This window comes from uncultured Lamprocystis sp., from assembly GCF_903933125.1.
Taxonomy (GTDB): domain Bacteria; phylum Pseudomonadota; class Gammaproteobacteria; order Chromatiales; family Chromatiaceae; genus Thiodictyon.
On the sequence record NZ_CAIZIZ010000117.1, the window covers coordinates 1 to 21,787 of the forward strand.

Consider the following 21,787-nt stretch of genomic DNA (forward strand, 5'->3'; position numbering starts at 1 on the left):
CAGATAGGCGAATCCATGCGCCAGACGGATGTAGGTGATGTCGGTGCTCCAGACTTGGTTGGGGCGCGTGACCGCCACCCCGCGCAGCAGGTACGGGTAGATCTTATGCTCCGGGTGGGGCGTGCTGGTCGCCGGTCCGGGCGCCATGCCGGCTAGACCCAAGACGCGCATCAGCCGCTGCACATGCTTGCGGTTCACCGTGTGGCCTTGCTTCTGAAGAAAGATCACCATGCGCCGGCTGCCATAAAATGGATGCTGCGTGTACTCTTCGTCGATCAGGCTCAGCAGGCGCAGGTCCAACGCGTCCACGGTGTCGTCGGCCGATGCCCCATAGACCCAGGAACGTGCCACCCCCGCCAAGGCACATTGCCGGGTGAGCGCCAGCGCCGCGTCACGCGCGATCCACGCGCGCCGGGTGCTCACAGGCTCAGGCCGGACTTTTTTTTCAACCAGTCCAGTTCCATCTTCAACCGCCCGATCTCGCTGTAGAGACGCTCCGGCCCAGCCTGATCGTCCACTTTCTGGCGTCCACGCTTGGTTTCAAACAGTGTCCCGGCCTGCTCCAGGATCTCCTTCTTCCACTGCCCCACCTGGACCGGATGGACCCCATGCTCTTGTCCGATCTCGTTTGTCGTCTTGACCCCGCGGATCGCTTCCAGACCGACTTTGGCCTTGAAGGATGCCGTGTATGTCTTGCGCTTCGCTTCGCCCATTCTGATATGCCCCTTTTGGTTCGACGCGAGCTTAAATTGCTGTCCGGTTTTCAGGGTCCACTATAACAGTGAGGTCGTCGAAGTTGCTCACGCCGCAATCAAAACACAAGAAATCGACTTTGGAAGTGTCCGCGCGCTCGGGGTTGCGGCGCTTCGCGAAATGTTGTTGCGTACTCAAACCAGGTATTGGGTTTCGATGCTTCGATAGCCCCGCTGCCGCCGTCGCTTCTCGATCGCCGCCAGCCGCACCATCCCCTCCTCCCGCGTCGCCACCCAGGCCGTCCGCATCCGGCCGCGCCGTGAGCCAAGCCCGCCCCAGGCGGTGACCACCGACCAGCCGCCGAGCAGATCCTCGACCAGGTCGGCCTGGTAGTACCGCGCCTTCTCGGGATGGACCCAGCGCCGCATCGCCCTGCCCTCATCACTCGAACTGATGTTGCGAAGCATGGAGTCCCACCCCCAAGCGCGCAACCCTCTGCGCTAAACCAACGGTCCAGGTCGATTCCTCGGACCTGCTGTCGTGCTGGCTGCCGGCATGGATCTGGGGCACACCGAGGCCGGACGCGTCGAGGTCGCGCGCGCAACGGTGCCGGCGAGGCGGTCGGTACGCAGTCGATCGGGAGCTCGACGGCGGCGACGCTCGCGTGGATCATCGACCCAAGCGGTCGGCCCGTGCTCGGCTCGACCGCGCGACCCGCCTGCCTGTCTCTTCACCTGGAGGACCCTGATGAGTTGGAAGACCGCCTACCGCTCCTTTTACTACGCGCAGGCACCGGAGCCCGCGGACCTGGTGTTGAATCCCGCCGAGACGGCGCTGCTGTGCATCGACGTGCAGAACCTCTACCTGGAGACCCCGGCTGATCCGCACGAGGCGGCGCGCTGGTTGCCCTTCCACCAGCGGATGCGCGAGATCGTCATCCCGACCACCCGCGCCCTGCAGAACGCTTTTCGCGCCAAGGGGATGGACGTCATCCACGCGCGCATCGCCTGCCTGCTCGAGGACGGGCGTGATCGCTCGCTCAGCCAGAAGAAACCCGGCTGGAACGCCCTGCTCTTGCCCAAGGACAGCGCGGCGAGTCAACTGGTCCCCGAGCTGGCACCACACCCCGGTGAGATCGTGGTGACCAAGACCACCGACAGCGCCCTGACCGGGACCAATCTGCGCCTGATCCTCGCCAATCTGGGCATCCGCAACGTCATCCTGACCGGGATCTTTACCGATCAATGCGTCTCCTCCACGGTCCGCAGCCTCGCCGACGAGAGCTTCAACGTCATTGTGATCGAGGATTGCTGCGCCGCCGGCACCGATGCGCTGCACCGGCGCGAGTTGGAGATCATCAACATGATCTATTGTCAGGTGCTCACCAGCGTTGAACTGCGAGCGATCATGGGGCTCTGAGGGGACGACCACGATGAACCCGGCGCGAACCCTGCTGATCGGCTGCGGCGCGTTTTTACTCCTGCCGACGTGCGGCGCGGCGCGCCAGCGCTGCTGCGTCAGTTCTTAGGCGGCTGAGCGCCGGTAACGCCACCTGTCGACCCGACCGTTTCGTGAGTTGACCCCATCATGAACGGATCGCCGGTCAGGTTGTGCTCCACCCACCGCTTCCCCAGCCGGAATCGGCCGCAAGCGAAAGGCGTGCGAATGAAAGCACGCGTCCATCCGGCGGTTGACGATACTAAGGCGCGCGTCGTGTTTCCGCATCAGCCGGCGCCAGGAGGGGGGATGTCCCCCGCGTTGGCGCACCAATCCAAATCAGCAGGCCGTCGATCATTTTTACGCTCCGGACATGGTTTGTGGTCGAGGGGGAAGGCGGTTTGCAGGCAGTCCGCCACCCCTTGGGCGCGTTGCGGGGCGACGATCAAGTCGCGACTTGGGCGGGCGGCCAAATCGCTGATCAGGGAGGTCTCACGATAGACGCGCTGGCTCATGTCGGCAAATCCCCTTTGGTGCAGGTTCTGATAATGCGCCCCGGTGAGGCGGTCGTCCGCCGCGCGGTTGGCGCGGTCCGGCGCCTGACGCACCGAGCTGCCCCCGTGGCGGACGGTCCGCGGGGTAACCCGGCCGGCGGAGGGTGTACAGAAACTCCCGCCGGACGGGGCGTTTTTCCCGGCTGGACGGGATAATGGGGGATTATCGCATGTGTGCTTAAGATCAAAATCGGTGCGTTATCAGCAATAAGATACTATGTACCATCATAGTATGTACTACAGTATCTTATTCACAGAGACCCGGTCACACGAAGAATGCAGGTTGACTGGTGTATTCTTAGCGGATGGTTCGTCCGCGGCGCGTTCCCCAGATCCGGGCAATTGATTGTCGCGGGGGTCCCGGTCCCGTGGTTAGCACACGCCGGCAACCCCGGCGGCAGGATGTAACCACCGCCGCGCAGCAGCTTCAGCAACATCAGGCGGCCCTCGACCAGGCACGCGATGCGTGTCCCGGTGCCGCCGGTACACCGTTACAATGCACCAGTCGCCGGTCGCGGTCTGGTCGGGAGTCATCATGTCGGGTTTACACATTCGAGCATTCTTGATACTGGCAACGCTGCTGGTGTTCGGCGGTTGCGCCACCCGCCCGATCAATCCGCCGATCACCCAGACCGACCCGAACAGCGGCTACCGCTTGAATACGCGCATGGAGCGCGACCGGAACAAGGAGAATCTGGTCGTTCTCGCTTTTTCGGGCGGGGGCACGCGCGCCGCCGCCTTCTCGTACGGTGTACTGGAGTTCCTGCGGCGCACCGAAGTGGTCGGACCGCAAGGCAACAGGGTCCGCCTGCTCGACGCGGTGGACGTCATCACCGGCGTGTCGGGCGGGAGCTTCACGGCGCTCGCCTATGGTCTCTACGGCGACAAGTTGTTCGACGACTATGAGCAACGCTTCCTGAAGCGCGATGTGCAGGGCGAGATCGTCGCGCGCACCTTCAATCCAACTAATTGGAGCAGGTTGGCGTCGACCGGCTGGGGTCGATCCGAGTTGGCCGCCGAGCTCTACGACGAAATCCTGTTCAACGGCGCCACCTTCGGCGATCTCGACCGCGGCAAGGGACCGCTGATCATCGCGTCGGCCACCGACATTTCGACCGGCTCCCGGTTCGTCTTCAACCAGCGCGTCTTCGATATCGTCTGCTCTGATCTGAATGCGGTTCCCCTCTCCCGCGCCGCGGCAGCCTCATCGGCGGTGCCCGTAGTGCTCTCGCCGGTCACCATCAACAACTATGGCGGTACCTGCAACACGATCACGCCCGCTTGGGTGAAGCCCTTCCTCGACTCCGACAATCCGCCGCGGCCAGCCGCGCGCGCGATCCGCTCGCTCAAGGCCGAGCAAAGCTTCAGCGACAGCGTCCGTCGGCCCTTCCTGCATCTGGTTGACGGCGGCGTATCGGACAATGTTGGCATGCGTGCCGCGCTCGATTCGCTGGAAATCCTCGAGGCGCTGCACGACGCCGGTCAGCCATCGCCGATCGACGGCGCGCGCCGGATCATCGTGATCATCGTCAATTCGCTGTCGTCGCCTCCGACCAACTGGGACCAGTCCGAAAACCCGCCCGGCACCGTCGACGTGCTGCTCAAAGCCGCCGGCACGCCGATCGACGCCTTCTCCTACGAGGCGGTGGAACTCCTGCGCGACACTGCGGCGCGCTGGCAGAACCTGCGCCGAATCCGCAGATCGGCCGCCTTTGCCGCCAACAAAGACCCCGCGGTCGCCGCCGCGCTGCGCACACCGGACGCTGAGATCTACGCCATCGACGTGTCCTTCCCCATGCTGAAGGACAAGGCTGAACTGGCTTATCTGAATCAGCAGCCGACGTCCTTCGTGCTGCCCGCCGAGGCCGTCGACCGCCTGCGCGCGGCAGCGGGGACCATCCTCATGGACTCACCTGAATTCAAGCGGTTGCTGAAGGACGTCGGCGCCAGCGTCGTGCCGTCATCGATCGCCAGGCCAGCCCCGGCGACCGCGCGCGCGAGCGGGCAGTGATCTTGACCCGCGAGTGAGACCGGTGGATCGCGCGGCCGCGCAAACCGGCGGCACGCGCCTGCAACGCATCGCTCGCTTGCGGCGCAAGTTCCGTCCGCCAGTCCACTCAGCCGGGCGCCGCCTCCCCTAATTTCACGCACAGCACATCGCATTTGACGCTGCGCAACACCGCCTTGGCGGTCGAGCCGAACAGCCCCAGGAACCCGTGGCGGCCGTGGCTGCCGATGATCACCAGGTCCGCGGCGATCTCGTCGGCGACGGCGTCGATGGTGTGACTGGTGGGGCCGACGCGCACCAGTCGGTCGACCTGCGCGACGCCCAGGCGTTCGCCCAGGACGTCGAGCTGCCGACAGGCGATGTCCACGAGTTCCTGCTCCAGCCCCAGGTCATCCGGGGTCGGCAGGTCGCCGCCGAAGCCGAGCGGCATGTAATCCGGTGCCGGCGGAACATGCTCCAGCACATGCAGCAGGGTCAGGCGCGCCCCGAACAAGGTGCGCAACCGCTGGGCGCGGTCGAGCACCGGCTCACTGTTCGGTTCGAAGTCCACTGCCGCCAACAGACGGGAATAAGTCTCGGTTGCCATCGCATGCCTCGTTCGCCGTTGTGAGATCCACTGTTTCTGAATGGTAGGGTGCGGTGAGGAACGAACCACATCAGCCCCAGACACCTCTATTGTAGGGTGCGGCCGGAGTGATGAGCATGACCATCAAAGTATAGGTCGGCAGGCCCAGGTCACCGTTGCGGCTCCCAAGGCTTGCGGATTCGCCCCAGTCCGGTATATTGCTGCAAAGCAACATAAACGGCGCGGTGCGTTGCGTCCGTTTCCACGAGCCCGGCTCCCAGCCCATAAGTACGCCTCAGAGGCCTCACAAGATGCTGCGAAAGATCCTGATCGCCAACCGCGGCGAGATTGCGGTGCGCGTGATCCGTGCCTGCGCGGAGATGGGTATCCGATCGGCCGCCGTCTTTGCGGAGGCGGACCGTCATTCGCTCCATGTCAAGAAAGCCGATGAGGCCTACAGCCTGGGCGCCGACCCGCTGGCCGGTTATCTTAATGTTCACAATATCGTGAACCTGGCGCTCACCACGGGCTGCGACGCCATCCACCCCGGCTACGGCTTCCTCTCCGAGAATCCGGAACTGGCGCTGGCCTGCACCCGACGCGGACTGACCTTCATCGGGCCGACGGCCGCGGTGATCGAACGCATGGGGGACAAGACCCAGGCGCGGCTGGCCATGCAGCAGGCCGGGGTGCCGGTGACGCCGGGCAGCGCCGGTAACCTGGCGGATTTGGACGAGGCGCTGCGGGTAGCCGAGCAGATCGGTTATCCGGTAATGCTCAAGGCGACCTCCGGCGGCGGCGGCCGAGGCATCCGCCGCTGCGATGATGCCAAGGCGCTGCGCAACAACTTCGAGCGGGTGATTTCCGAAGCGACCAAGGCGTTCGGACGGGCAGAGGTCTTCCTCGAAAAGTGCATCGTCAACCCGCGCCATATCGAGGTTCAGGTGCTGGGCGACCACCATGGCAACGTGGTCCATCTGTTCGAACGCGACTGTTCCATCCAGCGGCGGAATCAGAAGCTGATCGAGATCGCGCCCTCCCCCCAGATCGACGAGGCCGAGCGCCAGTACATCGGCGGACTCGCGGTGCTGGCGGCCCGCTCGGTGAACTATACCAATGCCGGGACGGTCGAGTTCCTCCAGGACACCAACGGGCGTTTCTATTTCATGGAAATGAATACTCGCATCCAGGTGGAACACACCATCACCGAGACCATTACCGGTGTGGATCTGGTCGAGGAACAGATTCGCATCGCCGCCGGACTGCCGCTGCGCTTCAAGCAGCACGAAATCGGCCGGCGCGGCTTTGCCATGCAGTTCCGCATCAATGCGGAAGACCCCAAGAACAACTTTCTTCCCAGCTTCGGGCGCATCTCGCGCTATTACGCACCGGGCGGCCCTGGGGTGCGCACCGATACCTGTATCTATACCGGCTACACGATCCCGCCGCATTACGATTCCATGCTCGCCAAGGTGATCGTCTGGGCGCTGTCCTGGGAGGATGTGCTCAATCGTGGGTCCCGCACCCTGCGCGACCTAGGACTCTTCGGCATCAAGACCACGATCCCCTTTTACCAGGAGATCCTGCGCGATCCTGAATTCCGCTCCGGGCACTTCAATACCGGCTATCTGGAGGCCCATCCGGAACTCCTGGAGTATTCAGAAAAGCGCCGTAAAGACCATGTGGCCGCGGCGCTGGCGGCGGCCATCGCGGCTCACGCTGGGCTGTAACTGCTTTATCCGATTCAGGTTCTCATCATGCCAAAGATCAACATCACCGACGTCTGTCTGCGCGACGCCCATCAGTCGCTGCTCGCCACGCGGATGCGTACCGAGGATCTGCTGCCGATCTGCCCGAAGCTCGACGCCATCGGCTATTGGTCATTGGAATGCTGGGGCGGCGCCACCTTCGACGCCTGCGTGCGCTTCCTGAAAGAAGACCCTTGGGAGCGTCTGCGCCAACTGCGCGAGGCCCTGCCCCGCACCCGGCTGCAGATGCTGCTGCGCGGTCAGAATCTGCTGGGTTACCGCCATTACTCCGATGACGTGGTGCGCGCCTTCGTCAAACGCTCCGCTGAGCACGGCATGGATGTGTTTCGCATCTTCGATGCCCTGAATGACGTGCGCAACCTCCAGACCGCGATCGAGGCCACCAAAGCAGCCGGCAAGCATGCGCAGGGCACCATCTGTTACACCCAGAGCCCCGTCCATACCGTGGCCGGGTTCGTGCAAATGGGCAAGGAGTTGGCGGCGATGGGCTGCGACTCGCTCGCGCTCAAGGACATGGCGGGGCTGTTGACGCCCTTCGTCACGGCCGACCTGGTGCGGGCGCTGAAGGACGCGGTGGATTTGCCGCTGCATCTGCACTCACATGCCACCTCGGGCCTGGCGGATATGTGTCACCTGAAGGCGATCGAGAACGGGTGCGACACCATCGACACCGCCATCTCCTCCCTGGCCGGCGGCACCTCCCATCCGCCCACCGAGAGCATGGTCGCGGCGCTGCGCGGGACCCCATACGACACCGGACTGAACCTGCAAGCGATTCAGGACATCGGGATCTATTTCTACCAGATTCGCAAACGCTATCACCAGTTCGAAAGCGAATTCACCGGGGTCGATACGCGGGTCCAGATCAATCAGGTCCCCGGCGGCATGATCTCCAACCTGGCCCACCAATTGAAGGAACAGAATGCGCTGGAACGCATGTCCGCGGTGCTGGACGAGATCCCCAAGGTGCGCAAAGACCTGGGCTATCCACCCCTGGTCACGCCCACGTCGCAGATCGTCGGCACCCAGGCGGTCATCAATGTCCTGACCGACAAACGCTACCAGACTATCACCAACGAGGTGAAGCTCTATCTTCAGGGCCGTTATGGCCGCGCCCCAGGGCCGGTGAACCCGACCCTGCAACAGCAGGCCATCGGCAACGAGGAACTGGTGGAATGTCGCCCGGCCGACCTGCTCAAGCCCGAGATGGAGCGCTTGACGCAGGACATCGGACTCCTCGCTCAATCCGCGGATGATGTGCTGATCTATGCCATGTTCCCGGAGATCGGCCGCGCCTTCCTGGAACAGCGGGCCGCCGGAACACTGCAACCGGAACCCCTGGAGCCGCCGCCGAGCACCAAAGTGGCCGGCAGCGCGCCCACCGAGTTCAAGATCGCGGTCCATGGCGAGACCTACCACGTCAAGGTCACGGGTGCGGGTCACAAGGGCCAGGCCGATCGGCACTTCTACCTGAACATCGACGGCGTCCCCGAAGAGGTTCTGGTCGAAACGCTGGACGAGATCGTCCTCACCGGCGGCACCGAGGGTGCCGTCAAGAAAGCGATCGTCGGCAAGCGTCCCAAGCCCAGCGCCCCCGGCCATGTGACCACTTCGATGCCGGGCAACATCGTCGATGTGCTGGTCAAGGAAGGCGATACCGTCGAGGCCGGGCAGTCGGTCCTGGTCACCGAGGCCATGAAGATGGAGACCGAAATCCAGGCCCCCATTGCCGGCACCGTCTCCGCCGTCTATGTCATCAAGGGGGACGCGGTGAATCCGGATGAGGTGCTGCTGGAGATTGCGCCGCCTTGAGTTGCTGCGGTTCGGGTCAAAGCCATGTCGCGACACGCGATGCAGACCATTACCAGAAGGAAAACTCACTTGCTTGATCAATGTCGTAAGGCGCTCTTGGTTTACCCACGGTTTTCCGGCAGCTCATTTTGGAATTATCGCGAGACCTGCGAGGTGATCGGCGCCAAGCATCCGGCCCCACCCCTGGGGCTCATCACCGTTGCCGCATTGCTTCCCGCGTCGTGGGACCTGCGCCTGGTGGATCGCAACATCGACGATCTGTCCGCCGCGGATGTCGCTTGGGCCGATGTGATTCTGACCGGCGGCATGCTTCCGCAACAGGCCGATACCTTAGCTATTGTTGAATTGGCTCACGGTCAGGCCAAACCCGTGGTCGTTGGTGGACCTGATGTGACATCGAGTCCCGATCGCTATGCGAGCGCCGACTTCAGGGTACTGGGCGAGGCCGAGGGTGTGATCGATGATTTCGTCCTGGCTTACTTGGCCGGACACCCCAATGGCCTGTTCGAGTCTCCGAAGTTTCAGGTCGATGTCACCCGCAGCCCGATCCCGCGGTTCGATTTACTGAACTTCAACCACTACGTGCAGATCGGGGTGCAGTTCTCCCGTGGTTGTCCGTTCACCTGCGAATTTTGTGACATCATCGAACTGTACGGCCGCAAACCGCGTGCCAAGACGACTGCACAGATGCTGGCCGAACTGGAACGCTTGTACCAACTTGGCTACCGCGGCCATGTGGATTTTGTCGACGACAACCTGATCGGCAATAAGAAGGCGGTGAAAAACGTCCTGCCGGCCCTGCGGGAATGGCAGGAACGCAAGGGCTTTCCATTTGAATTTTCGACTGAGGCATCGTTGAACTTAGCCGACGATACCGAACTGCTGGGGATGATGAAAGCGGCTGCGTTTTTCGCGGTCTTCATCGGTATCGAAACACCGGATACCGCGACCCTGATGGCAACCGGTAAGAAACAGAATACGCGCGGCCCCATCGCCGACAGCATTGCGCGGATTTACCAGGCGGGGCTATTCGTGTTGGCCGGATTCATTGTCGGCTTCGACGACGAACACGGCGACATTTCCGAGCCCATGATCCGCCTGATCGAGGAGGCGGCGATTCCAGTTTGCATGGTTGGACTCCTGTATGCGCTGCCCAATACGCAGTTGACGCGGCGTCTGCAACAGGAGGGTCGGTTGTTCCGCGGCCACGATGTCGATGCCCCGAGCGAAGGCTCGGCGGATCAGTGTACGAGCGGCTTGAACTTCGTTACTCGCCGGCCGCGCAAGGAAGTCTTAAGCGACTATCGGCGCGTGATCGCAGCGGTCTATCGACCGGACCGGTATTTCGGTCGCGTCGAGCGCATGGCGCGCGCGCTGAAGCTTGATGGGCCTTCAGGCAGCCTTCATCTCGCCACTCTCGGTAAGGACCTGCGCCAATTCGCCCGGTTGCTGTGGCATGTTCCCGGCCACCTGCCGGGTGCTCGGCGCTATTTCTGGGTGACCCTGTTTCGTTGCGTCTTCGCCAATCCACGTTCGATCAAACCCGTCCTGAAGGCGCTTGCGCTTTACGTCCATCTCGGTGTCTTCGCGCAGGTCGTCGAGCGGGAAATCACCCGCCAGATAAGCACGGTGGGCGACCCCAGCAACAGCGACCTGGTGATGATCTGAAGTGCAGTGGAGCGAACGACTGCGGCAATCAGCCACAAGCATTGAGTCGGCGTACCGGCGCGGATGGGTTTACGATAACTCCCTCAGGTGAGCCGATCGCAACGGCCGGTCATGATGAACACCGGCGACACGTCAGTGCCGATCACGGGCGAAGACGATTTCAGCCAAATCCGGCAATCGCCTAAAACAAACGCAGGAGTTGTTGATGCTGCAAACCATGTTGGCACCGGCCGCGGCGACCGCGACGCCCTCCCCCTTCGACCTTGACAACGCTGACGGCTATGCACGCTGGCGCGACGCCCGGCTTGCCGCGGCCCCCACCCGCCTTTCGGATCTGGTGGTGGAAGTCGAGGACCCGCGCCGACTGACGGAGATCCAGTTCGACGCCATCCTGGACCGCTGCCGACGGGCCAATATGGCGATCTATGTCGGCCGGACCGGCGATGATCCGGGCAAGTCGATCCCGGTGGAACTCGGCGCCCGCTTCGGTCTGCACCGGCTGGATCACAATCCAGGGGCGGACGAGGACGCGGTCACCTCGCTCAAGGTCCAAACCGACGCCCGGCATCGCGGGTACATCCCCTATACCGACCGGCCCATCGCCTGGCATACCGACGGCTACTACAACACCCCCGAGCGGCAGATCCACGGGCTGCTGCTGCACTGTGTCCACCCGGCCGCCGCGGGCGGCGCCAACGCGCTGCTCGACCATGAGATCGTCTACTGCCTGGTCCGGGACCGCGACCCCGAGTTCATCCGCGCCCTGATGCACCCGGAGTGCATGACGATCCCCGCCAATGAGGGCGAGGCCCCGACCGCCGGGACGGTCACGCGCGCCGAGCAATCCGGCCCCGTGTTCTCGGTGCGCCCCGACGGCCGACTGCACATGCGTTATACCAACCGCGCCCGCAACATCCGGTGGCGTGACGACCCGCTCAGCGCCGCGGCCGTGGATTGTCTCAAGACGGTCCTGCACACACCCGGTCCCTGGCACCTGGAAGGCCGCCTGGAGCCCGGCTGGGGCCTGATCTGCAACAACGTGCTCCACACACGTACCGGTTTCACCGACGGGCCGGTGCCGCGGCTCATCTTTAGGGCGCGCTATTACGACCGCATTGCGGGGACGTGAAAGCCAGCCGGTGCCCCCGTGAGAGCGGCCTCCGGCCGCGATGCGGTGCCGCATGGTATAGCCTTCGCACCTGATATCCAGACCGACCCTTGATGTAGGGGCGGGCTTGAAACCCTCCCCTATGTCCGGTTATTACGTCCGATGGCTATGTGGGATTCCGCATGGTCCCATCGCGGCCGGAGGCCGCTCCCACGGTGCCTTTGCCTTGGACTCCAGCGAACCGCGTGGGCGGCGTTTCGATCCCTGCTCGTTGACAACTGACCGGCGGTCATCTATTGTATCGAACAAATGACCCTGAGTCAGTTATTGGTCGCACCGGGAGCAGCAATCGCCATGGCCGTTCGTCAGCGAGCCATTCAGGCCGAAGATAAACAGGAGCGCCGCGATGCCATCCTCGACGCCGCCGAGGGTGTTCTGCGCAACGCGCCCGAACGGGTCGCCAGCGTCGCCGAGGTCGCCGTTCACGCCGGCCTCGCCAAGGGAACCGTTTACCTCTATTTCCCGAGCAAGGAAGAACTCCTGCTCGCGGTTCACGAGCGCCGGATCGACCGTTTTTTCCTGGACTTGATTGCACTGGTGGAGGCGGCGCCGCACGTCGATTTCGACGCGGTGTTCGCCTTGACGCGCGCCCATTTGGTCGAGCCGCCCCTGTTCCTGCCGCTGGCGGCGCGCTGCTTCGGGCTGATGACCCACAGCGTCCCGCCCGCCGCCGCGCTGGCGTTCAAGCAACGCATGGCGGCCCGACTCGAACGGGCGGGCGCCGGGGTCGAGCGTCACTTCCCCCTGTCGGCGTCGACACCCACCCTGGGTCGCGGGGTGGTTCTGCTGCGCCGCAGTTATGCGCTGATCCTCGGGCTCTGGCAGATGTCGGCCGCGGCCGGTTGCGCGGCGGACTGCACCGATCCCGAATTGCCGCCGGTCTTCGCCTGGAGCTACCCGGTCGAACTCGAAGACGCATTACGGGCACTCTGGTCGGGAATGATCGGCACCGCGTCAACCGCCGGGGCATCGCCATGAATCAACCATCGCGCTTCGTGTTGACATTCCCACGGTCTGACGGCGTTGCGCTTGGGATCGTCCTGCTGATCCTGATAGTGACCACCCTCACCGGCTGCACCAGGCACGAGCCGGTTGCGGCCGCGATCCGTCCGGTGCTGCTCACCCAGGTGGTACCAGGCAGCGGCGCCCAGACCGCCGTCTTCGCCGGCGAGGTCAAGCCCCGCTATGAGTCGGATTTGGCCTTCCGCATCGGCGGCAAGATCGTCAGCCGCGGTGTGGATGCCGGCGCACGGGTGCGCAAAGGCCAGGTGCTGGCGCGGCTCGATCCGGCTGATTTGGCGCTGCAGACCGAGTCCGCCGAGGCGCAGGTCGCCGCGGCACGGGTGGACCATGAGTTCGCCCAAGCCGAACTCAACCGGCACGAGAACCTCCTCAAACAGAAGTTCATCAGCGCCTCCGCCCTCGACGCCAAACGCAATGCGATGAAGGCGACCCAGGCCAAGCTCGAACAGACCCAGGCGAACCTCGCCGTCACCCGCAATCAGGCGGCCTATGCCCAGCTCCTCGCACCGGAAGACGGCGTGATCACGGCGGTCGCCGCCGAGGCGGGCCAGGTGGTCGCCGCCGGCCAACTGGTGATGCGGTACGCCCGCGAGCGCGAACGCGAGGTCGAGATCGCCGTCCCCGAGGCACGGATCGCCGAGGTCCAGCAGGCGCAGCAGATCGCGGTGATGCTGGCGGCCGATCCCGACACCCGCTATCGCGGCCAGGTCCGCGAGGTCTCACCGGCGGTCGATCCGGTGACCCGGACCTTCGCCGTACGCGTCTCGGTCATCGACCCGACGCCGGCCATGCAATGGGGGATGACCGCTAAAGTGGTGCTGGCGGACGCCGGCTCCGGGACGGCCAGTCTGCTGCCCTCGACGGCACTCCATCAGGCGAGCGATGGTCGGCCCGCGCTCTGGGTCTACGACCCCGCGATCGGTACGGTGTCGCTGCGCCCGGTCGCGATCACGCAATACCGCGAAGACGGCGTGGTGATCGCCGCCGGACTCACCGCTGGTGAATGGGTGGTCGCCACGGGCGCCAATAAGCTCCACGAAGGCCAGCAGGTCCGGCCCTATGTCGGTGCCGGACGGCCCGTCCCGCCTGAGCCGACAGTTCCCGCGGCCGCGGCAACAGCGCGGGTGAACTGAGGGGGTCTGTCGGCAGGTATTGGATGCCGTGGCAGCACGGGCCTTCGCCACGGACGATGCCAGTTCACCGTGGGAGCGGCCTCCGGCCGCGACGCGCCGCCGCGGTGAACGCGAATGCCGCGACGACCCCGCGAGGCCCCATCGCGGCCAGAGGCCGCTCCCACGGGTCGTTTTGCGACCTTCTCGGGCAATGTTCTTTCCAACATGGCAGCCATGACACCCCAAGCCACCCCGCGCCTGAACCTCAACCTGTCCGAATGGGCGCTGCGCCATCGCTCACTCGTCCTGTATCTCATGATCATGCTGGCCCTGGCCGGCAGCTTCGCCTATACCCAGCTCGGGCAATCCGAAGACCCGCCGTTTACCTTCAAGGTGATGGTTGTCAAGACGAATTGGCCCGGCGCCTCGGCCCGCGAGGTCGAGCAACAGGTCACCGATCGCATCGAGGAGCAATTGCAGGAACTGCCGCTCCAGTTCGTGCAGAGCTATTCCCGGCCGGGCGAGTCATTGGTCTTCGTCTCACTCAAGGATTCACTGCCGCCCGCGGCGATTCCCGATCTTCAGTACCAGGTCCGGAAAAAGGTCGCCGACATTCGTCAGACCCTACCGCCCGGCATTCAGGGGCCGTTCTTCAACGACGAGTTCGGCGATACCTATACCAATCTTTACGCGATCAGCGGCGAAGGCTACACCTATCGCGATCTCAAGGACTTCGGCGACCGCATTCGTGCCGAACTGCTGCGCGTGCCGGGTGTCGCCAAGATCGATTTCATCGGGGAGCAGGACGAGAAGATCTATATCGAGCTGTCGAATGCCCGGCTGGCGCTGCTGGGCATCACCCCCGAGCAGATCGTTCAGACGCTCGCGGCACAGAATGCGGTGGCCGCGGCCGGCGCCTTCGAGACCCCGACCGACCGGATCTATCTGCGCCCGAGCGGCGCCTTCGACTCACTCGATGCCGTGCGCGACATCGCCCTGCGAGTCAACGACCGCCTGTTCCGGCTGGGCGATATCGCAGCAGTGTCACGCGGCTATGTGGACCCACCCCAGGAAAAAATGCGCTGGCACGGGCGCGAAGCCTTAGGGATCGGCGTGACCATGGTGGCGGGCGGCGACGTGATCGCGCTGGGGCATGCACTCGCTAAGCAACTCGCCGCGCTGGAGCAGGAACTGCCGGTCGGCATGGAGATCGGACAGGTCGCCAGTATGCCGCGTGCCGTGGAGCGCTCAGTGCAGGAGTTCATGCGGTCATTGGCAGAGGCGGTGGCCATCGTGCTCGCGGTGTCTCTGGTGAGTCTGGGTCTGCGCACCGGACTGGTGGTCGCCATCGCGATCCCGCTGGTGCTGGCCACGACCTTCCTGTGCATGTGGCTGTTCGGCATCGGTCTGCACAAGATCTCGCTCGGCGCCCTGATTCTCTCGCTCGGACTGCTGGTCGATGACGCGATCATCGCTGTCGAGATGATGGCGATCAAGCTGGAGCAGGGGTTCGACCGCTTCAGTGCCGCGAGCTTCGCCTATACCAGCACCGCTTTCCCGATGCTCTCGGGCACGCTGGTAACCGTGGCCGGCTTTCTGCCGATCGCGATGGCCAAAAGTTCAACCGGTGAATACACCCGCTCGCTGTTCCAGGTTTCCGCGATCGCGCTCATTGCGTCCTGGGTCGTGGCGGTCATCGTGATTCCGTATCTCGGGTTCAAGCTGCTGCCCGACTTCGGTCAGCCGCGGCGGGCCTCACTCGCGGCGCGGCTGACCGCGCGGCTGCGCGGGCGTCCCGAGCCGGCGCCGCACGGCGGCACGCATAGCAATCCAGATCAGGTCTATGACACGCCCTTCTATCGCCGCTTTCGGACCCTGGTGGGCTGGAGCGTCACGTACCGCTGGATCGTCATCGGCGCGACGCTGGCGGTGTTCATCGGCGCACTGGCCGCCTTCCGCTTGGTCCCGCAGCAGTTCTTCCCCTCCTCGTCGCGGCCCGAACTGATCGTCGATCTGCGCCTGCCCGAAGGCAGTTCATTCGCCGCCACCCTGGGCGAGACGCGGCGGATGGAGCAGATCCTCGACGGTGAGCCAGGCTTGGAGAGTTATGTCGCCTATGTCGGCGTGGGCAGCCCGCGCTTCTACCTCCCGCTCGATCAGCAACTGCAAAGCGCTAATTTTGCTCAGTTCGTGCTGGTCGCGACGGACAATGACGCGCGCGAGCGGCTGCGCACACGGCTGATCCAGTTGTTCGAAGAGGACTTCCCCGGCCTGCGCGGTCGGGTGACACGCCTGGAGAACGGACCGCCGGTCGGTTTCCCGGTCCAGTTCCGCGTCTCCGGCGACGACCTGCCGCGGGTGCGGGCGCTGGCGCGCGAGGTGATGGCCCTGGTGCGCGCCGATCCGCAGATCATCAACGCCCAGTTCGATTCAGACGAGCCGACCAAGGTGATCCGCCTGAAGGTCGACCAGAACAAGGCGCGGGTGCTGGGGTTTTCCACTCAGGACCTGGCGGCCTTCCTGCAAAGCACCATGTCCGGACTCACGGTCACCTATGTCCGCGAGGGCGACAAACAGATCGAAGTGATTCTGCGCGGCCAACCCGCCGAGCGCGCGCAACTGGCGTCGCTTCAGGACCTGGCCCTGCCCGCGCGCAACGGCAAGGCGGTGTCGATCACCCAGATCGCCGAACTGCGCTACGAACAGGAGGACGGCATCATCTGGCGCCGCGCCCGCCTGCCGACCGTCACCGTGCGCGCCGACGTGCTGGGTGACGCCCAGGGGCCGGATGTAGCCAACCGGATCGACCGGCAACTCGCCGCGCTGCGCAGCCGATTGCCGCTCGGCTACCATATTGAGATCGGCGGGGCGGTCGAAGAATCGGCGCGCGGTCAGCGCTCGATCGCCGCCGGCGTGCCGCTGCTGCTGGTAACCGTGCTGACTCTGCTGATGATCCAGTTGCAAAGCTTCTCGCGCACCCTGATGGTCCTGCTGACCGCGCCACTGGGGCTGATCGGCGTCACCGCCGGGTTGCTGGTCTTTGGTCTGCCGTTCGGTTTCGTCGCCATGCTCGGCACCATTGCGCTCTCCGGCATCATCATGCGCAACTCCATCATCCTGGTGGACCAGATCGAGCAGGACCGTGCCGCCGGGGCAACGCCGCGTGACGCCATCATCGGCGCCACGACCCGGCGTTTCCGCCCCATCGTTCTGACCGCCGCCGCCGCCGTGCTCGCCATGATTCCGCTGGTCCATAGCGCCTTCTTCGGACCCATGGCGGTCGCGATGATGGGCGGCATCCTGGCCGCGACCGTGCTGACGCTGGGGTTCCTGCCGGCGCTCTACGCGGCCTGGTTCAGGGTGCCGCAGGTGACGGGCGCGGCCGACACCGTGGAACACCCTGTCCCTGCCGCCGCCCTGGAGTCCAAGGCGTGAGTCTTGAATCAGCTACACTAGCGGCAATCGCCCTACTCATCCCCTGGAGGGACCAATCCCATGGGTTCTGTCGTCGAGCTGTATGAAGCCCTGGCCAGCGCGCCGGACGAGCGAACCCGGGCGCGGGTGATCGCCGCGGCCTTCGAGCGTCTGGAAGAGCGTTACCCGCATTTGCCGGACCTGGTCACCAATCAACAGTTGCGCGAAACCGAACTGCGGCTCCAGAAAGAGATCGAGCAGGTGCGCGCTGATCTCAGCCTGCGGATAGAACAGTTGCGCAGCGAGGTCAAGACCGACATCGAGCAGTTGCGCGGCGAGGTTAAGACCCAGATCGAACAGTTGCGCGGCGAGGTTAAGACCCAGATCGAACAGTTGCGCGGCGAGGTCAAGGCCGACATCGAGCAATTACGCGGCGAGGTTAAGACCGCGATCGAGCGCAGCCGCAATACCCTGCTGATGTGGCTCATCCCACTGATGTTCGCTCAGGTCGGTGCGATGGCGGCGCTGGTCAAGCTGCTGTAAACGATCACCAGGCATCGCCTCACTGTCGCACCGACCAGAACGCAGGTGCGACTGAAGTCGCACCTACACTGACCGGTATCCAAATTGTCGGAAATCACCTTAGCCCATGACGCACGGGCGCCTCAAGCCGCCGCGCGCGCGTTTTCCAGATAGTCTTCGTAGTTGCCGCTGAAGTTGACGACCCCCTGAGGCGTCAGCTCGATGATGCGGGTCGCCAGCGAAGAGACGAACTCCCGGTCGTGACTGACGAAGATCAAAGTGCCGGGGTAGTTTTCCAGCGCGGTGTTGAGCGACTCGATGGATTCCATGTCCAAGTGGTTGGTCGGTTCGTCCATCAGCAAGATGTTGGGTTTCTGCAGCATCAGCTTGCCGAACAGCATGCGGCCCTGCTCACCACCGGAAATCACCTTCACCGGTTTCTTGATCTCGTCCTGAGAGAACAGCAGCCGACCCAGGGTGGCGCGGATGACCTGCTCGTCGTCACCCGGCTGTTTCCACTGATCCATCCAGTCATAGAGGGTGGTGTCCGCGACGAAATCGGCCGCGTGATCCTGGGCGAAATAGCCAAGCTGGCTGTTCTCCGACCACTTCACGGTGCCGCGGTCGGGCGTCAGTTCTCCGACCAGACTGCGCAGCAGGGTGGTTTTGCCGATGCCGTTGGGGCCGATGATGGCGACCCGCTCGCCGACCGCGACGGTCAGGTCCAGGCCGCGAAACAAGGGTGCGCCGTCGTAGCCCTTGGTCAGCGACTTCACTTCCAGCGCCAGGCGATAGAGCTTCTTGTCCTGGCCAAAGCGGATGTAGGGGTTGACCCGGCTGGAGGGCTTGATGTCTTCCAGTTTGATCTTCTCGATCTGGCGCTGCCGGGAAGTCGCCTGCCTGGCCTTGGACGCGTTGGCGGAGAAGCGGCTGACGAAGGTCTGCAACTCGGCGATCTGGGCCTTCTTCTTGGCGTTGTCGGCGTACTGGCGGGTGCGCACCTGACTGGCCGCGGTCATGTATTCGTCATAGCTGCCGGGGTAGACGCGCAACTCACCGTAGTCCAGATCAGCCATGTGCGTGCAGACACTGTTCAGAAAGTGCCGATCATGGGAGATGATGATCATGGTGCTGTTACGCGCGTTCAGCACCTCTTCCAGCCACCGGATGGTGTTGATGTCGAGGTTGTTGGTGGGCTCGTCCAGCAGCAGGATGTCCGGGTCGGCGAACAGCGCCTGGGCCAGCAGCACGCGCAGTTTCCAGCCCGGCGCCACGGCGCTCATGGGACCCTCGTGCTGTTCCAGCGGGATATCCAACCCGAGCAGCAAATCGCCGGCGCGGGCCTCGGCGGTATAGCCGTCCAGTTCGGCGAAGTGCACTTCCAGGTGCGCTACCTCCATGCCGTCTTCCTCGCTCATCTCCGGCAGCGCGTAGATGCGGTCGCGTTCCTGCTTGATCTGCCACAGTTCGTTATGGCCCATGATGACGGTATCCAGCACCCGGTGGTTCTCGAAGGCGAACTGGTCCTGACGCAGCTTGCCGAGGCGCTTGCCGGGCTCCACCGACACATTGCCCGTGCTGGGCTCCAGATCGCCGCCCAGAATCTTCATCAGGGTGGACTTTCCACTGCCGTTGGCGCCGATCAGGCCGTAGCGATTGCCTCCGCCAAACTTAACGGAGACATTTTCGAACAACGGCTTACCGCCGAACTGCATGGTGATGTTGGCTGTGGAAATCAAAACTGGGTTCCGAAAAAGCGAAGGGCGAGAAGGACGGGGCGCCGTCGTTCGACGGACCACAAATAAAAAAGCCCCGCCGATGGGCGGGGCTTTCTATCACCAGGTGCCAGGCACCTGGTACCCAGGTTTACTGGGGTACGACGTTGGTCGCGCTCGGGCCTTTCTGGCCTTGCTCAACGTTGTACGAGACGGTTTGTCCCTCGGCCAGCGACTTGAAGCCACCGCCCTGGACGGCGCTGTGATGGACGAAGACGTCCTTGCTGCCGTCGGAAGGAGCGATAAAGCCGAAGCCTTTCTCGTCACTGAACCACTTGACTGTACCTGTTGCCATTTCGGAAACCTCTTGATTGAACTGAACGTGTGTATATGCAGACAACTGTCGGGATATTACGGAAGACTGCCACGCACTACGGAGAGGAGGTACTGCCGAAACACTACAGGAAAACACTGCACTCGTTAATCATACCGATGCCTGAGTGATCCCGCAAGGCTTTTCTTCAGACAAATTTTGACTGAAATCGCCTAAACTGGCGCTTTCCGGCGGCCAAGCCGCCCTCAACGGCTGTCCTGCATGAGCACGATTCCAACTGCCTACCGGAACATCATCGACCCGCTGGTCGGGGTGGCGCGCAACATCCTTGAAGACGGCGAGCAACTCGTGCCGGTCGCCTTCGTCGGCAACCTGACCACCGGCGAGACGCACCAGGTAATGATGAACGCGGCGTCCGAGCAGACCAAGGACGACTCGGCCTTCCTGATCCGCCAGTTGGCCGCGATCCATCAGGCCGACTTCATCTTTGTCATCATGGATGCCTGGGGTCTGCCGCGCGACAAGGTGCACCGGTACAAGGAAATCCTGGAGCGCTACGGCTCCATCGGCGCCTCGCCCTACCGTATCGATGTGGTGTCCTTCTCACTGGAGACCCGTCACGGCCTGTGGCTGGCCCAGGTGCCGGTCAAGCCCAAGGGTGCCTCAAAGAAACGCCGCACCTTCGGCGAACCCGAGTATCAGCATTCCACCGAGGTGCAAGGCCGGTTCGTCGACCTGCTGCCGGTAAAGGACTCTGACGCGCGGCCGGGTGCCTTGCACTGAGCCCGGCGTGTCCCGCGGGAACGACGTCCTCGGTGGTGGGTGGATTTCGATCCGGCCCGAGGCTGCGACTGTAGGGGCGACTGTAGTCGCCCCTCCTCCTCGGTAGATCCTTCCCTGGGAATCACGTAAGGCGATTCTCAAAATTAACATCCCAACTGCGTATGCCTGCCAGATCCGTAGGGGTCTTAGGGGTGACTGAAGTCGCCCCTACAGGTTGTTTGTGCATCACCGGTACGACAGACCCTGACGCACCACGGTGGTTGAATAGGTCCCGCCAACCGCCGCAAAGCCAACCTGAACGAACGCAGAGGAATCCGCCATGGCCCAGAAGAACCAAGACCTGTCGTCGCGCCAACTGCTTGACCTGATCGGTCTGAGCGAAGAGGCCCCGCTGGATCTGCTCGCGGACGAGCCGCTGGACGGACTGAACGGCGACCTCGGTGTGGTCCTGCGGGAGCGCTACCGGTCGTTCATCCAGCCGCATCGCTTCGCCCCCGGCGATCTGGTCGTCTGGAAAGCCGGCATGCGCAACCACCGCCTCCCGCGCTATGGCCAGCCGGTGGTGGTGCTGGAGGTGCTGGAGACGCCGGTATTCGATGCGGAGACGGATGCCGGGTCGACCTATTATCGGGAGCGTCGCGATCTCGTGCTGGGCATGATCTGGGAGACCGGTCCCGGCCGCGGCGACTTCGTCAGCTTCCACTTTGACCAGCGCCGGTTCATGCCCTACGCGGAGACCTGCGCATGAGCGATCACCGCACCCTCTGGATGCTCGATTACCTGGAGCAGCGTGAGCTGAGCGAACCGCTGCGCACCCTGTTGCGCGCCACCGGGCGCACCAGTGGCCGCCTCGCTGCCCGCATGAACCTGGGGCGCCTGGCGACCCTGCTGGGCCTGGACCAGGCAACGGTGCACAACGCCATGACCAGGCGCGCCCCGCTGCGGGCGCTCGGACTGGTGGAGTGCGACGACGGCTTCAGTGACCTGGAGGACTTTCTGACCCCCACCGGCCTGCTGCGCGAGGTGCTGGCGGCCACCCCCCGCGATGCCGAGGCGCTGCTGGCGCTCTTGATCGAACCCGCCCCGGCCGGGGCCAGCAGTTCCAAATTTGAGGGTCTCCTGCGGCCCATGGTGGATGCGGCGCGCACAATCGATGTGCTGAATCCCGAACATCGTGCGGCGCACCTTATCCACCCTACAAAATCGCCGG

General features: G+C 63.9%; 17 protein-coding genes and 2 pseudogenes. 13 read left to right on the plus strand and 6 right to left on the minus strand.

What is annotated here, in order from left to right:
- Positions 1-713, minus strand: a pseudogene (locus QZY03_RS05230) (IS3 family transposase); the annotation flags it as partial.
- Between the two features lie 174 nt (positions 714-887).
- Positions 888-1,160, minus strand: a complete 273-nt coding sequence (locus QZY03_RS05235) for a WGR domain-containing protein (RefSeq protein WP_295578751.1) — start codon at positions 1,158-1,160, stop codon at positions 888-890.
- Between the two features lie 280 nt (positions 1,161-1,440).
- Between QZY03_RS05235 and QZY03_RS05240 the strand changes: the two genes are divergently transcribed.
- Positions 1,441-2,112 (plus strand): cysteine hydrolase family protein, encoded by a 672-nt coding sequence (locus tag QZY03_RS05240; RefSeq protein WP_295578754.1) that lies wholly within the window; start codon positions 1,441-1,443, stop codon positions 2,110-2,112.
- Between the two features lie 305 nt (positions 2,113-2,417).
- On the opposite strand, the gene QZY03_RS05245 is transcribed toward QZY03_RS05240, so the two are convergent.
- Entirely contained in the window at positions 2,418-2,738 is a 321-nt protein-coding gene (locus tag QZY03_RS05245) for a hypothetical protein (protein ID WP_295578757.1), read from the minus strand.
- 508 nt (positions 2,739-3,246) lie between these two features.
- Here QZY03_RS05245 and QZY03_RS05250 point away from each other — a divergent pair.
- Positions 3,247-4,695 (plus strand): patatin-like phospholipase family protein, encoded by a 1,449-nt coding sequence (locus QZY03_RS05250; protein ID WP_295578760.1) that lies wholly within the window; start codon positions 3,247-3,249, stop codon positions 4,693-4,695.
- A 106-nt stretch (positions 4,696-4,801) separates the two neighbouring features.
- Here the strand turns inward: QZY03_RS05250 and QZY03_RS05255 are convergent, their stop codons facing one another.
- Positions 4,802-5,278 (minus strand): universal stress protein, encoded by a 477-nt coding sequence (locus QZY03_RS05255; RefSeq protein ID WP_295578763.1) that lies wholly within the window; start codon positions 5,276-5,278, stop codon positions 4,802-4,804.
- Positions 5,279-5,568: 290 nt separating this feature from the next.
- Here QZY03_RS05255 and QZY03_RS05260 point away from each other — a divergent pair, with 290 nt between their 5' ends.
- The 8 genes from QZY03_RS05260 to QZY03_RS05295 all read left to right on the plus strand — a co-directional run bounded on the left by QZY03_RS05260 (position 5,569) and on the right by QZY03_RS05295 (position 17,766).
- Positions 5,569-6,987, plus strand: coding sequence for an acetyl-CoA carboxylase biotin carboxylase subunit (locus QZY03_RS05260; RefSeq protein ID WP_295578766.1), 1,419 nt, complete (start codon positions 5,569-5,571; stop codon positions 6,985-6,987).
- A gap of 27 nt (positions 6,988-7,014) precedes the next feature.
- A complete protein-coding gene (gene oadA / locus QZY03_RS05265; RefSeq protein ID WP_295578768.1) occupies positions 7,015-8,838 on the plus strand; it encodes a sodium-extruding oxaloacetate decarboxylase subunit alpha in 1,824 nt (607 codons plus the stop codon).
- A gap of 69 nt (positions 8,839-8,907) precedes the next feature.
- Positions 8,908-10,506 (plus strand): B12-binding domain-containing radical SAM protein, encoded by a 1,599-nt coding sequence (locus tag QZY03_RS05270; RefSeq protein ID WP_295578770.1) that lies wholly within the window; start codon positions 8,908-8,910, stop codon positions 10,504-10,506.
- 205 nt (positions 10,507-10,711) lie between these two features.
- Positions 10,712-11,635 (plus strand): TauD/TfdA family dioxygenase, encoded by a 924-nt coding sequence (locus QZY03_RS05275; protein ID WP_295578772.1) that lies wholly within the window; start codon positions 10,712-10,714, stop codon positions 11,633-11,635.
- 333 nt (positions 11,636-11,968) lie between these two features.
- Positions 11,969-12,652, plus strand: coding sequence for a TetR family transcriptional regulator (locus tag QZY03_RS05280; protein ID WP_295578774.1), 684 nt, complete (start codon positions 11,969-11,971; stop codon positions 12,650-12,652).
- Entirely contained in the window at positions 12,649-13,830 is a 1,182-nt protein-coding gene (locus QZY03_RS05285) for an efflux RND transporter periplasmic adaptor subunit (RefSeq protein ID WP_295578776.1), read from the plus strand. Before QZY03_RS05280 ends, QZY03_RS05285 begins: the two co-directional genes overlap by 4 nt.
- Before the next feature lie 114 nt (positions 13,831-13,944).
- Complete coding sequence (locus tag QZY03_RS05290; protein ID WP_295578779.1) at positions 13,945-17,244, plus strand: efflux RND transporter permease subunit; 3,300 nt, start codon at positions 13,945-13,947, stop codon at positions 17,242-17,244.
- Positions 17,245-17,304: 60 nt separating this feature from the next.
- Positions 17,305-17,766, plus strand: a complete 462-nt coding sequence (locus QZY03_RS05295) for a coiled-coil domain-containing protein (protein WP_295578781.1) — start codon at positions 17,305-17,307, stop codon at positions 17,764-17,766.
- 122 nt (positions 17,767-17,888) lie between these two features.
- Here QZY03_RS05295 and QZY03_RS05300 read toward each other — a convergent pair whose 3' ends face one another.
- Positions 17,889-19,484, minus strand: coding sequence for an ABC-F family ATPase (locus tag QZY03_RS05300; RefSeq protein ID WP_295578783.1), 1,596 nt, complete (start codon positions 19,482-19,484; stop codon positions 17,889-17,891).
- Positions 19,485-19,611: 127 nt separating this feature from the next.
- Positions 19,612-19,815: a cold-shock protein gene (locus tag QZY03_RS05305; protein WP_020506104.1), complete on the minus strand. Its 204-nt coding sequence runs from the start codon at positions 19,813-19,815 to the stop codon at positions 19,612-19,614.
- A 240-nt stretch (positions 19,816-20,055) separates the two neighbouring features.
- On the opposite strand from QZY03_RS05305, the gene QZY03_RS05310 reads away from it, so the two are divergent.
- The 3 genes and pseudogenes from QZY03_RS05310 to QZY03_RS05320 all read left to right on the plus strand — a co-directional run.
- Complete coding sequence (locus tag QZY03_RS05310) at positions 20,056-20,577, plus strand: hypothetical protein (protein WP_295578787.1); 522 nt, start codon at positions 20,056-20,058, stop codon at positions 20,575-20,577.
- A gap of 319 nt (positions 20,578-20,896) precedes the next feature.
- Positions 20,897-21,325 (plus strand): hypothetical protein, encoded by a 429-nt coding sequence (locus QZY03_RS05315; RefSeq protein ID WP_295578789.1) that lies wholly within the window; start codon positions 20,897-20,899, stop codon positions 21,323-21,325.
- Positions 21,322-21,787: pseudogene (locus tag QZY03_RS05320) on the plus strand (hypothetical protein); the annotation flags it as partial. The gene QZY03_RS05315 and the pseudogene QZY03_RS05320, both read left to right, overlap by 4 nt.